15 protein-coding genes are annotated in these 13067 nt (G+C 38.5%); 14 read left to right on the top strand and 1 reads right to left on the bottom strand.

Translation table 11 applies throughout. The features are described 5' to 3' along the window. Window positions 1-119: 119 nt before the first annotated feature. Window positions 120-671: an N-acetylmuramoyl-L-alanine amidase gene (locus tag MKY94_RS15515; RefSeq protein ID WP_342577334.1), complete on the bottom strand. Its 552-nt coding sequence runs from the start codon at window positions 669-671 to the stop codon at window positions 120-122. Window positions 672-790: 119 nt separating this feature from the next. Between MKY94_RS15515 and hprK the strand changes: the two genes are divergently transcribed. The 14 genes from hprK to MKY94_RS15445 all read left to right on the top strand — a co-directional run bounded on the left by hprK (window position 791) and on the right by MKY94_RS15445 (window position 13059). Further along, window positions 791-1720: an HPr(Ser) kinase/phosphatase gene (hprK, locus tag MKY94_RS15510; protein ID WP_144538993.1), complete on the top strand. Its 930-nt coding sequence runs from the start codon at window positions 791-793 to the stop codon at window positions 1718-1720. Window positions 1721-1748: 28 nt separating this feature from the next. Then, window positions 1749-2558: a prolipoprotein diacylglyceryl transferase gene (gene lgt / locus MKY94_RS15505; RefSeq protein WP_144538991.1), complete on the top strand. Its 810-nt coding sequence runs from the start codon at window positions 1749-1751 to the stop codon at window positions 2556-2558. 23 nt (window positions 2559-2581) lie between these two features. Then, window positions 2582-3520 carry a nucleoside recognition domain-containing protein gene (locus MKY94_RS15500; RefSeq protein WP_191697665.1) on the top strand — a complete coding sequence of 313 codons (939 nt, stop codon included), beginning with the start codon at window positions 2582-2584 and terminating at the stop codon, window positions 3518-3520. Beyond that, window positions 3517-4173 carry a pyrophosphatase PpaX gene (gene ppaX, locus MKY94_RS15495; protein WP_342577333.1) on the top strand — a complete coding sequence of 219 codons (657 nt, stop codon included), beginning with the start codon at window positions 3517-3519 and terminating at the stop codon, window positions 4171-4173. Before MKY94_RS15500 ends, ppaX begins: the two co-directional genes overlap by 4 nt. Next, entirely contained in the window at window positions 4170-4679 is a 510-nt protein-coding gene (locus tag MKY94_RS15490; RefSeq protein WP_144538987.1) for an acyltransferase, read from the top strand. Before ppaX ends, MKY94_RS15490 begins: the two co-directional genes overlap by 4 nt. 202 nt (window positions 4680-4881) lie before the next feature. After that, the gene (locus MKY94_RS15485) at window positions 4882-5316 is read left to right on the top strand and encodes a MarR family transcriptional regulator (protein ID WP_151113113.1); all 435 of its coding nucleotides are present in this window, start codon (window positions 4882-4884) and stop codon (window positions 5314-5316) included. Between the two features lie 62 nt (window positions 5317-5378). Further along, entirely contained in the window at window positions 5379-6005 is a 627-nt protein-coding gene (locus tag MKY94_RS15480; RefSeq protein WP_342577332.1) for a nitroreductase family protein, read from the top strand. A gap of 345 nt (window positions 6006-6350) precedes the next feature. Continuing rightward, window positions 6351-7538 (top strand): ATP phosphoribosyltransferase regulatory subunit, encoded by a 1188-nt coding sequence (locus MKY94_RS15475; RefSeq protein WP_342577331.1) that lies wholly within the window; start codon window positions 6351-6353, stop codon window positions 7536-7538. Beyond that, on the top strand, window positions 7531-8160 hold the full coding sequence (gene hisG, locus MKY94_RS15470; protein WP_154310100.1) for an ATP phosphoribosyltransferase: 630 nt from the start codon (window positions 7531-7533) through the stop codon (window positions 8158-8160). Before MKY94_RS15475 ends, hisG begins: the two co-directional genes overlap by 8 nt. A gap of 11 nt (window positions 8161-8171) precedes the next feature. After that, the gene (gene hisD, locus MKY94_RS15465; RefSeq protein ID WP_154310101.1) at window positions 8172-9458 is read left to right on the top strand and encodes a histidinol dehydrogenase; all 1287 of its coding nucleotides are present in this window, start codon (window positions 8172-8174) and stop codon (window positions 9456-9458) included. Further along, window positions 9451-10047 (top strand): imidazoleglycerol-phosphate dehydratase HisB, encoded by a 597-nt coding sequence (gene hisB / locus MKY94_RS15460; protein WP_151113122.1) that lies wholly within the window; start codon window positions 9451-9453, stop codon window positions 10045-10047. Before hisD ends, hisB begins: the two co-directional genes overlap by 8 nt. 12 nt (window positions 10048-10059) lie before the next feature. Then, the gene (gene hisA, locus MKY94_RS15455) at window positions 10060-10797 is read left to right on the top strand and encodes a 1-(5-phosphoribosyl)-5-[(5-phosphoribosylamino)methylideneamino]imidazole-4-carboxamide isomerase (protein ID WP_154310102.1); all 738 of its coding nucleotides are present in this window, start codon (window positions 10060-10062) and stop codon (window positions 10795-10797) included. A 29-nt stretch (window positions 10798-10826) separates the two neighbouring features. Beyond that, on the top strand, window positions 10827-11453 hold the full coding sequence (gene hisIE / locus MKY94_RS15450) for a bifunctional phosphoribosyl-AMP cyclohydrolase/phosphoribosyl-ATP diphosphatase HisIE (RefSeq protein WP_144538971.1): 627 nt from the start codon (window positions 10827-10829) through the stop codon (window positions 11451-11453). A gap of 76 nt (window positions 11454-11529) precedes the next feature. Beyond that, window positions 11530-13059: a tetratricopeptide repeat protein gene (locus MKY94_RS15445; RefSeq protein ID WP_229654023.1), complete on the top strand. Its 1530-nt coding sequence runs from the start codon at window positions 11530-11532 to the stop codon at window positions 13057-13059. Window positions 13060-13067 lie beyond the last annotated feature (8 nt).

The raw sequence follows: 13067 nt of genomic DNA, 5'->3' as shown, positions 1-13067 counted from the left end.
TTGACTTGGTCTTTTCTTTATAAAGTCCTTCAAAATTATATAGAGTTGGTTCGCTTAAGAAAGTGCAATAGGTAGGAAAAAGGTAGAAGGGGATGTTCACAAACACCCTTCTACTTTTTTTAGTTTTTATTTTTTACCCAAATCTTTATTCCAGTGGCAATTCCTTGTGCACATTTTAAACGATATTCTTCGGATTGCAGAAGCCTTGCTTCCTCTTTGTTCGTCATAAAACCACATTCCACTAGAATAGCTGGCATGATAGTATCTCGTACAACAGCTAGATCCTTCTGTTTAACCCCCCGATTTTTCCGTTCCACAGAGATACAGAGGGATTCATGAATATGTTTTGCTAGTAAAATAGAATCGGCGGAAGGCTTCAAATACGTGAAGGTTTCTATACCGTTCACTTCATTCCAATTGCTCCCATATGCATTGGCGTGGATGGAAATAAAAGCTTGTACTTTTAATTTGTTCGCAAGGGAAGTTCGCTCTCGTAATGGTACATCGACATCATCAGAATGACTAAAAATAACTACGATTCCGGTGTTATCTAACTCTTTCTTAACTAATCTTGTGACCGCACTGTTAAACTCAAATTCCTTCATCTTACCATCGGGGGTTCTTTTTCCTGCTGTTTCTGGGCCATGACCTGCATCTAATATAATCCTCAATACGCTTCACTCCTTTTAACTAATAAATAGGAAGAGAAAAGATAAATGGATACTAATTCAATGTTTATTCATGCTAAAATAAGAACTAAGTTTATCAGAGGGTAAAAGGAGTGGAAAATGTGTCTCATGTTACGACAAAAGATATACAAGAGAAATTTAATTTGTCCTTAGTTAGCGGACAAGAGGGTATTGGACGACACATTTCTATAAGTGATATTTCAAGACCTGGTATAGAAATGGCTGGTTACTTTATGCACTATCCTTCCGATCGCATTCAGTTAATGGGAAAAACGGAAGTTTCCTTTTTTGAATTACTCAAACCTAAAGAAAGATCTGACCGGATGATGAAGCTTTGTGCACAGGACACACCTGTTATTATTGTTGCTCATGGCATGGAGGTTCCCAGTGAGTTAATTATAGCATCTAACGAGAACTCGGTGCCTGTTCTAACTACTAGCATGCCGACCACTAGATTTTCTAGTATGCTTACGAATTATTTGGAAAGTATGCTAGCACCTACTACTGCTGTTCACGGAGTATTGGTAGATATATATGGTGTAGGTGTATTGATCACTGGAAAAAGCGGTGTAGGTAAAAGTGAGACAGCCCTAGAATTAGTGAAAAGGGGACATCGGTTAGTTGCGGATGATTGCGTGGAAATCAGACAGGAGGGCGAGGACACTTTAGTAGGAAGCGCCCCAAAATTGATTGAGCATCTTTTGGAGATTCGTGGATTAGGTATAATAGATATTATGACACTGTTTGGTGCTAGCGCCATTCGAAGCTATAAACGAATCACTCTTGTAATCGAGCTAGAAATCTGGGATGAAAAGAAAACTTACGACAGACTAGGTCTTGAGGAAGAGAAAATGGAGATTATTAATACTGCAGTGACTAAGCTAACGGTCCCAGTTCGACCAGGTCGAAATTTAGCGGTCATCATAGAAGTTGCTGCCATGAATCACCGATTGAAAAAAATGGGTGTTAATGCAGCAGAGGATTTTGCAAAGCGATTAGACGATGTTATAAACCAAAATGGAGAATTTTAAATAATATATTTGGTTGAGAGGAGCTTTTATGAATATTCTACAGGCAATTGATCCGGTCGCTTTTTCATTAGGACCGCTAGAAGTAAGATGGTACGGTATAATTATTGCATTTGGAATCGTACTTGCATTTATAGTTGGACAGCGTGAAATGGTAAAAAGAGGATTTCATCCGGATTATTTAACCGATTTACTTCTTTGGGCTGTTCCAATCGCTATTATTAGTGCACGTATTTACTACGTAATATTTAAGTGGGATATCTATAGTCAGCACCCAGAGAATATTATTAAAATATGGGAGGGTGGTATAGCGATTCACGGTGCTTTAATAGGATCGTTCTTAACTGCTTACTTCTTTACGAGAAAACGTCGGAGTTCTTTCTGGAAGGTTACAGACATATTGGCACCAAGTATTTTGATTGGTCAGTTAGTTGGCCGTTGGGGTAACTTTATGAACCAGGAAGCACATGGTGGAGAGGTAACGAGAACTTTCTTAGAAAACCTATTCCTTCCAAACTGGATTATAGAGCAAATGTATATTGAGGGAAAATATTATCACCCGACATTCCTTTATGAGTCTATTTGGAACTTGATTGGAGTCATTATTATGCTGTTCCTTCGTAAGGTGAACTTGCGTCGCGGAGAAATGTTCCTCTTCTATTTAACATGGTATTCAGTTGGACGTTTCTTTATCGAGGGAATGCGTACAGATAGTTTATATTTAATAGGTGATTTGCGTACTGCACAGGTTGTATCACTAGTGACTATTGCAGTAGCAATTATTATATTTGTTTATAGAAGAATAATGGTTAAGCCAGTTGTGCGTTATCAAGACAAGTAAGAAAGATGGGATTGGGTATGGAAATGGGGACTCTTAAAAGGGGATTGTCTGCCGGTCTAAAAACAACGTGGACGTTAAGTAAGGTTATCTTTCCAATAACATTAATAGTAGTGATTTTGCAACACACTCCTGTTTTGCCATGGATAATACAATTTATAGAGCCTTTTATGGGGTTAATAGGCTTACGTGGAGAAGCAGCTATTCCACTTGTCCTAGGAAATGCATTAAATCTTTATGCAGGTATAGCAGGAATATTGTCTCTAGAGTTATCCGTGAAGGAAGTATTTATATTAGCAACCATGCTATCGTTCTCCCATAATATCTTTATTGAAACAGGAGTTGCTTTAAAGGTTGGAGTGAAGCTATGGATCGTATTAGTTGTCCGATTCGGACTCGCTATAGTTTCAGCGGTTGTTATTAACCTAGTATGGCAAGGTGGTGGCGAGGTAGCAAAGTATGGGGTAGTTACTGCAACACAAAACATACCGGATGGCTGGTTGGAAATTATTTTACTCGGTCTTCAAAAAGCTACATTTGGTGTTTTGCAGCTTGCTCTAATTGTTATTCCACTTATGGTAATCATCCAATTTTTAAAGGACCGAAATTACTTACAAAAGTTTTCAGATAAACTGGCACCTTTCACCAAAGTAATTGGTGTGCAGCCGAATGCTTCCATGACTCTAGTCGCTGGTCTAGTGATTGGTCTTGCTTATGGAGCAGGAGTAATGATTCAAGCGGTTCAGGAGGACGGAGTAAGTAAGAAGGACGCAACTTTAGCATTCATCTTTTTAGTGGCATGTCACGCCGTTGTAGAGGATACGTTAATTTTTGTTCCATTAGGAATTCCAATTTTACCTCTCTTGCTCATTCGATTGATTACGGCTTTTGTCTTGACGATTATTGTCGCCTATATTTGGCGGAAATCAGAACAGAAAAGAACCAAGGAAGTGCTTACAACATGAACGGAACAACCTATAAAGCGTTGCTTTTTGATCTTGATGGAACGTTGTTAAATACTAATGAGCTCATAATTGAAAGTTTTTTACATATTTTAGGAGATAAATTTCCTGGGAAATATGATAGAGAAAGTGTAATACCTTTTTTAGGGCCATCACTTCGGGAAACCTTTGATGGAATTGATCCAGTGCAAACTGAGTCACTTATTTTGTCATACAGGGCGTGGAATGAGGAACAGCACGATCAAATGGTTACAGCATTCGATGGGGTTGTCGAAACCCTTCAAAAATTAAAGAATCAGGGCTATAAGTTAGCAATCGTTTCTACTAAGAGAAGATCCATGATTGATAGAGGGCTTCGGCTTATTGGATGTCAGTCATTATTTGACACGATCGTGGGATATGAAGACGTATCAAATACTAAGCCTGATCCTGAACCTATTCTGCTTGCCCTAGAACGATTGAATGTTAGTAAGGAAGACGCCCTCATGATTGGTGACAATTTTCATGACATAGTTGGTGGGCAACGAGCTGGGGTAGATACTGCCGCTGTAGCTTGGTCTATAAAGGGTGAGGAATTCTTGGCAACATTTGATCCAACCTATATGCTACAGCATATCAGTGATTTACTTTCAATAAAAAAAGGGCAGCTCTTATGAGAAAAACGGAGAGATACCCTGTAAAGGGAGCTAATTCCCTGTGGCATGTATACGATACGGTACCTTTTTGGAAGGTGATAAAAAATTTTATTTTTATCCAGGCAGCGAGATATTCACCTTTTTTAAGCTGGAAAAACTTTTTTTATCGTACTTTTTTAAGAATGGAAGTTGGAAAGGAAACTTCTTTTGCTTTAATGGTTATGGTAGATGTTATGTTTCCTGAAAGAATTAAAGTAGGGAATAATACGATTATAGGATACAACACAACGATATTGGCACATGAATATTTAATTGATGAATACCGAATTGGCGATGTTATTATCGGAGATCGCGTATTAATAGGCGCTAACTCCACTATTTTACCTGGGATAACAATAGGAAATGACGCTATTATCTCTGCGGCAACACTAGTAAATGCTGACGTGCCAGAGGGCTGCTTCGTAGGAGGCAACCCAATGAGTATTATTTATACGAAGGAACAAATGCTAGAGCGTAATGCAAAGTAAAAAACTATTTAATGTTAGAAAAGAGCTGCACCTCCACTGTTAGATTTTTACTAACAAGGGGAGGTGTAGTTTTTATATGATAAAAACTACCAACTAATTCTCTCAAGCAAAATACTTGATTAATATTTTTACTGAGATATAATTGACGAGTCAATGATTGATTAGTCAAGAGTTGATTCGTCAAGGGGTAAGGAGGGGAACGATGACTAAATCCTTTAAAGAAATAAAACAAACATTGCTTATGCTTCAAAGTATTGATAGACGAGTAGCGCAAAACTTTGAAAAAAGAACTGGTATTAGTTTCACCAGGTATGAAATGTTACACACATTATTCGAACGAGCACAGCTTTCCCAAATAGAGTTACAGCAAACGTTGAAAATTGATCAAGCAGCAATTACAAGACACTTGAAAATACTGGAAGAGAAGAACTTTGTTGTTCGCAATCGAAATAAGCAAAATAATAGAGAAGTGATTGTAGAGATTACAGATGCCGGTATAAGCACTTTAGAGAACTGTGATTTAGATAAAAATCAATTTATTGATGAATTATTTAATGGATTTACAGATCAAGAGATAAAGCAACTTCAAATATTAGTGAAAAAGTTAATTGATAACACAGAAATGCTAAATAGTTAAAAGGAAAAATACACGACATTCCTTGAAACTTCGAAATAATTCATTTGAAAGGGGTATCTAAGATGCCAAAAACACAAACAACAATCGACCGATTAATCCACGAAAGAAAGTCAGTTCGTAAATATAAAGAAAATGTCGTTATTCCTCATGAAGAAATACAAACTTTGTTACAAAAAGCGATTACAGCGCCTTCTTCAAGTAATATGCAGCCATGGCGTTTTATAGTAATTGAAGATCAACAGGTAAAAAAAGAGTTACGTGTGATTGCTAATAATCAGGAACAAGTGGAGACTTCATCAGCAATAATAGCTGTACTCGGAGATTTAGAAATGTACAAAAATGCAGAAAAAATATATGACGCTAACTATGAACAAAAATTTATGCCGAGAGAATTAGCTGATTTAATGATAAAAAATTCTCTTGCCTTGTACGGAAACTTACCTCAAGAAACAATGAAAAATATTGTACATTTTGATGCAGGACTTATATCCATGCAAATTATGTTATTAGCTAAAGATATGGGCTACGACACAGTCCCAATGGGTGGCTTTGATAAAGTCAAATTCGCTGAAAAATTTAACTTACTTCCAAATGAAGTACCAATTTTACTTATTGCTATAGGAGAAGCAGCTGCTCCTGCATACGGATCTTCACGCCTTCCTCTTGAACAAATCGTTAGGTATATTTAATAGAAGTATTGGAAATATAAAATCTAAGAAGTATCTGCTTAATCATTAAGCAGGTACTTTTTTTCTTTTTCAAATATTTTAGCTGAGTTGAGCAAGCTCTTAGTATCTCTACACTACAAATCAGTCTTCGGAAGCGATTCACAAAGCATTAGTACAAATAATATAAATAGTAGATTGTCCTCCAATCTCAAGCTTTTTATTACTTATTGAATGAAGCTGTAAGCTTGTTCAAAATCCTACTGATTTCGATAACGTTCTGAAGTTGACGAATAGTATGAAATAGTATAAAATTTACTTAATTTATTATATTAGCACTCTAGCATAGTAAAGTATTTAAAATAAGAGGTGAAACCATTGAGTAAAATTCAAATGTTTGAAAAGCCGCTTGGGATGCGAGACTCATTTCCAGAGGTTAATGAGCAAAAAGAATACATAAGATCTATAGCGAGAGAATTTATTCGAAACAAAGGATATGACTTTATCAAAACGCCATCGGTAGAGTATTTTGAAACCATTGGGAAAGCATCTGCAATCGATGGATCCTCATTATTTAAGTTGGTGGACAATCAAGGTGAGATGCTTGTTCTTAGACCTGATATGACAACACCGATTGCTAGAATTGCAGCATCAAAGCTTTTAAAGGAAAAAAATCCATTACGTTTAGCTTATTATGCTAACGTCTTTCGTGCACAGCAACGTGAAGGCGGAAGACCAGCGGAATTTGAACAGCTGGGCCTAGAGCTGATTGGTGATTTTAGTGCTTATGGAGACAGTGAAATTATCTATACCGCAGTAGAACTCATTAAAGCGTTAGGCGTGGAGAACTTCCAAATTACTATTGGTCATGCTGGAATACTGACAGCAATTCTTTCTAACAATACTAGCAAGCTAGAGCAAGTCGAAACACTTAGACTGCTCCTAGTAGAAAAGAACTTTGTAGGATTTGTACAAATGCTAGATGACTTGAAGCTGACAGACACACAAAAGGAGAATTTGACAAAGCTTGTAGATTATACGCTAGAGTCTAAATCATGGGAAGATTTTAGACAGCTTTTGACAGACGAACAACAGTATTTATTGGATCAGATTGAACAACTAAAGAAGCTTTTAGAAGTACAACTGAGTGATCCTGCTATTTACTCGTTTGATTTTTCATTGGCGAGTCATATGAGCTATTACACAGGTATGTTATTTGAAATTCATGCAGAAGGAAGTGGTTTTCCAATTGGCAATGGGGGAAGATATGACGAGCTGTTTAGGCAATTTGAACAAAGCGTGGGAGCTACGGGCTTTGGAATACGGGTTGATCGCTTGTTAGAAGTATTGCCTAAAAAGGCAACTGATGAAAAGCATACGCTTCTTTTATTTGATAAGGGCTCATTCCTGAAGGCTAATGTGCTAGCGGAGGCAAGAAGAAATAATGGAGAGCGTGTCACCCTTCAATATAAGGACAGTGTCCATGACATAGAAGCCTATCAAGATAGTTTTCATGAAATAATTAAGGTAGTAGAAGGTGGTTCTGCAAGTGAATGAATTAACGATTGCAATGCCTAAAGGTCGTATTTTTGAAGAAGCATATCAATTATTTATCGACGCAGGATTTAACTTACCAGCCGAAATTAGTGATTCTCGTAAGTTGATCGTAGAGGCACCGGATGAGAGGATACAATTTATTCTGGCAAAGCCCATGGATGTTCCGGTTTATGTGGAGCATGGGGTTGCCGACATTGGAATAGCGGGGAAGGACGTTTTGCTAGAGCAGCATCGGGACGTGCATGAACTATTAGATTTGCATATTAGTAAATGCTATATTGCGACAGCAGGGTTGCCGAATACTGTTATGAATGAGATAGCTCCTCGTGTTGCTACTAAATATCCAACGATTGCGACCAATTTTTATAAGGAAAAAGGGGAGCAGGTGGAGATCATTGAACTGAACGGTTCTATTGAGCTAGCTCCAATGATTGGCCTTGCCGATCGTATCGTCGACATTGTATCTACAGGACAAACGTTAAAGGAAAATGGATTAGTAGAATATGAAAAAATTGTCGATATATCATCTAGGATAATCGTTAACCCGGTAAGCTATCGAGTAAAAAGCGAGCGAATTCGAGCGTTCGTTGCGAAGCTAAATAAAGAACTTCTAAAAAGGTAGGGAATGCCACGATGAAAATAGAAAAGCTTACAGACACCATTTCTTTACAGCGGTCTATGGAACAGGCAAATATCGATCATGTGACAACTGTACGTGAGGTGATTTCCGATGTGAAAGAAAACGGAGATCAAGCGTTATTCGCTTATACAGAAAAATGGGATGGGGTAAGGCTTTCAAATTTGAAAGTGTCCGATGAGGAGATGGAAGAGGCATTCCTCAGCTTTGAACCTCAGTTAGTAGAAGATTTAAAGGAAGCGGCAGATAACATTCGGCTGTTTCACGAGAAGCAAATCAGACAAAATATTGACCTTGCTTTAGAAAAAAACTCGTATATTCAATATAGAATTTCCCCACTAGATGCTGTTGGGTTATACGTTCCTGGAGGAACAGCAGCGTATCCATCCTCTGTTCTCATGAACGCCATTCCAGCACTAGTCGCAGGAGTAAATCGAGTAGTCATCGTATCTCCACCCTCTAAGGACGGGAAGCTACCTGCTTCGGTTTTAGTTGCAGCTAAAATCGCAGGTATTACCGAAATCTACAAGGTAGGAGGAGCCCAGGCGATTGCAGCACTTGCATATGGAACGGAATCCATTAAGCCTGTCGATAAAATCACAGGACCTGGTAACAGCTATGTGGCACTTGCGAAAAGAGAAGTGTTTGGCAAGGTAGCTATTGATATGATTGCAGGACCTAGTGAGATTGCTATTATCGCTGATGATACAGCCTTTGCCGATGAGGTAGCTGCCGATTTACTAGCACAGGCGGAGCATGATCCATTTGCAAGCTCTGTTTTAATAACCACTAGTGAGCGATTAGCACAAAAAGTGTCAGATGAAGTGGAAAGACAGCTACAACTGCTGCCACGTGAAGAAATTGCTCGAGCATCTATTGAAAACTATGGACGCATCTATTTGGCTGAATCGCTACAACAGGCGGTTAAAGCAACAAATGAATTAGCTCCTGAGCATTTAGAGATTATCACAGAAAATGCAAAAGAGCTAAGCGAGCAAATCAGGCATGCTGGGGCTATTTTCATTGGTCGATATAGCAGTGAGCCAGTAGGTGATTATTTTGCAGGAACGAACCACGTACTGCCGACTAATAGTACTGCCCGTTTTTCAAGCGGGTTGAATATAGATGACTTTGTTAAAAAAACAAGCGTAGTTTATTATTCGAAGGAAATGTGGCAGGAGCAATATCCTAAAATCGCTCGCTTGGCTAGACTAGAGCAATTAGAGGGCCATGCACGCTCTGTTGAATCAAGAAGCTGGGAAAAGGGGTTATTAAATGATTAAACAAAGAAACGCTCAAATAGAAAGAATGACAAATGAGACAAAGGTGTATGTAGATATTAACCTAGATGGTGAGGGGAAGGCTGAAATCGAGACAGGTGTTCCTTTTATGGACCATATGCTAGACCTGTTCACTAAACATGGATTGTTTAACGCTAAGATAAAAGCAAATGGTGACACGCATATTGACGATCACCATACGACAGAGGACATAGGCATTGTTCTCGGCCAAGCAGTAAAAGAGGCATTAGGAGATAAAAAGAGCATCAAACGCTACGGTAATGCATTTGTTCCAATGGATGATGCTTTAGCTCAGGTTGTTATCGATATTTCGAACAGACCTCATTTAGAATTCAGAGCACAATTTCCGACACAAAAGGTTGGTACGTTTGATACAGAGTTAGTCCATGAGTTTTTATGGAAGTTTGCACTAGAAGCACGTATGAATGTCCATGTAATTGTTCATTACGGGGCAAATACTCACCACATGATTGAAGCAATCTTTAAGGCGCTGGCTCGTGCCATTGACGAAGCTATTACAATAGATGATCGAGTGAAGGGTGTACCTTCCACAAAAGGTCTACTCACATAAAGGAGGTATATCATGAGTTCGATACAAGTGTATCCTGCAATAGATATGAAGGGTGGTAAATGTGTACGCCTTTATCAAGGGGATTATGACCAAGAAACGATTTATGGAGAATCTCCATTTGAGATGGCAAAAAAGTTCGCAAATGAAGGAGCTACATGGATTCATCTGGTTGATTTAGACGGAGCAAAGGATGGAGAAAAGATTCATGCAAATGAGGTCATTCGAATTGCCAATGAGCTTCCAGTTAAAGTTCAAATAGGTGGTGGGATACGCTCGAAGGAGGATGTTAGCTACTATTTGGATAACGGTGTAAGCCGTGTCATTATTGGAAGTCTTGCTATTTCACAGCCTGAGCTTGTTGCCGAACTGATCGAGGAGTATGGTGGAGACAGAATTGTCATTGGCTTAGATGCAAAAGATGGTATGGTAGCAACTCATGGTTGGCTAGAAACCTCTGGTAAATCTGCAGTTGAAGTAGGCCAATACTTTGCCTCCAAGGGAGCAAAACATGTCATTTTCACGGATATTGCGACAGATGGAACACTACAGGGCCCAAATTTAAAAGCCAATAAAGAACTTGCCGAGGCTACAGGTTTGTCCATTATTGTTTCAGGTGGCATCAGCTCCTTAGAGGACATTGGAGCAGTTGCCGAGTTGGCTAAAATTTCTAGCGTAAGTGGAGTAATAACAGGAAAAGCGTTATACAATAACCGTTTTACACTATCAGATGCGTTACAAAAAATAAATTAACAAGCAATCCTTGAAGGGGAGTTTTTAACATGGCTACATTAACATTTGACGATAAAGGACTAATCCCAGTAATTGTACAGCACGCCGTTACAAGAGAGGTTTTAACGCTTGCGTATATGAATGAGGAGGCTTATGAAAAAACGGTTGAGACGAAGGAAGCATGGTTCTTTAGCCGAAGCAGACAAGAGCTTTGGCACAAGGGAGAAACGTCTGGAAATACCCAACATGTCGTATCGATTCAAACAGACTGTGACTCAGATGCACTCGTACTAGAAGTGCTGCCTAGTGGACCGGCTTGCCATACGGGAGAAGAGACATGCTTTCATAAGAGCTTAGAAAAATTCGAAGAAGCATCTGGCTATAATGTACTTACTAACTTGATAAAAACTATTGAAGAACGTCAACAAACGATGCCAGAGGGAGCCTATACAACTTACCTGTTTGAAAAAGGTGTAGACAAAATATGCAAGAAGGTCGGAGAGGAAGCATCAGAAGTAATTATAGCCTCTAAAAATAACGATGCAGAGGAGCTGAAATGGGAGGCCGCAGACCTCATCTATCACTTGCTTGTTTTATTGCAAAACCAAAATGTAAGCTATTATGATTTATTACAAGTATTGCAAAAAAGACATGAAACGAAATCACATAAAAAATAATACTTTATGATATACTGAGATTATACTGATAAGGGACGTTGTGATAACGTTCCTTATTATTTTTCGGAGGATTATCTTGAATAATAAAAGAAAAAAGAAAATAGACAAAGAAAATATAATTTCATTCTTGCCGACTGGCGAATATTACTATAAAAAAGCATTAGATGAACTTCAAAAGGATGAGTATCAAAAAGCTCATAAGTATTTAAAAAGAGCATCTGATTTAAGCCCGGATGACCCAATGATTTTACTCCAATACGCCATTTTGCAAATGGAATTTGATAAATATGATTATGCTCATGAATTATTAAGAAGTGCCCATGCGCTTGACCCAAACGAAGGGGATATTATATTCTTCTTAGCTGAGGTAAATGCTCATTTAGGAAACTTCATAGAGGCAAATCGCTTTGCCAAAATGTATTTAGAAAAAGAAATAAGCGGAGAATATATGGAGGAAGCGATGGAAATCGTCGACTTTACCGAGCAGGAGGATATCGTATCTCTACAGCTGGATACTCCATCAAGTGAAGCCTTGTTTTTACAGGAAAAGGCGAGACGTTTAATGGAGCAAGGAAAGTTTGAGGAAGCCGTGGAGCTACTTGAATCTATAATTGCTGATCATCCTGATTTCTGGGCTGCCTTTAATAATCTGGCCCTTGCCTATTTTTATATAGGGGAAGAGGAGCAATCGAAGGCTTTACTGCATCAAGTTCTAAGAGAAAACCCAGGGAACATCCATGCGCTATGTAATCTTGCGGTAATTCATTATTATGAAAAAAATACCGAGGAACTAGATGAAATCATCGAATTCCTGTCCAAGATTAATCCATATTTTATCGAGCACCGATACAAATTAGGTGCTACCTTTGCGTTGATTGGTAAATATGAACAAGCCTTCAAATGGCTGAGAAGCTTACAGAGAAAAGGTTTTGAAGCAGATCCTGGATTTTACTTTTGGCTCTCGCACTCTGCATACTTTGCAGGGCATGAGGAAGTTGCCCGCAATGCTTGGAAGGCACTTTTAAAACTTGACCCTGAAAAAGCAGGCTTCGAGCCTTGGCTACCGCAAATGAAGGATTTAGTGGAGCCAGATAGTGATGAACAAAAGAATTTGATATTGGAAAAGCTACAGGATAAACATATTAGTGAACGTATATTTGGATTCTATCTTTTAGGGAAATCCAGACATCGCCAGGAAATTATTGCCCATCCTAAATGGATTGTAGTGGATGAGCTAACTACTATGGAAAAACTGTTTTTGGCCAATTCATTAGGCCATAAATTTGATGAAAAGTCTCCAGCAGAGAAAGCTTTTTTAAGAGCAATTTCTGCCTCTGACTTACTTTATGACGCTCATAAACCATTAGAACAGTCAGATACCTTCCTGTTCCAAATGTGGTTTGTTTTAGTAGAAAGAGCATTAGAACGTGCTTACGCATTTAAAAATCCACGTGCTTTAGCAGCCGCTACGGAGTATATGTTTGCTTCGTCTCGTATGAAAAACGTGACGAAAAAACAATTTGCCGAGCAATATGGGATTACAACTGCAACACTCACGAAATACGTCAACGAACTCATCCAATTTTTACCTTTTTCTGACTCCTAAGCATATTA

Origin of the sequence: Psychrobacillus sp. FSL K6-2843 (genome assembly GCF_038626375.1) — a bacterium.
In the GTDB taxonomy this organism is placed as follows: domain Bacteria; phylum Bacillota; class Bacilli; order Bacillales_A; family Planococcaceae; genus Psychrobacillus; species Psychrobacillus faecigallinarum.
This window is presented reverse-complemented; position numbering and strand designations above follow the sequence as displayed.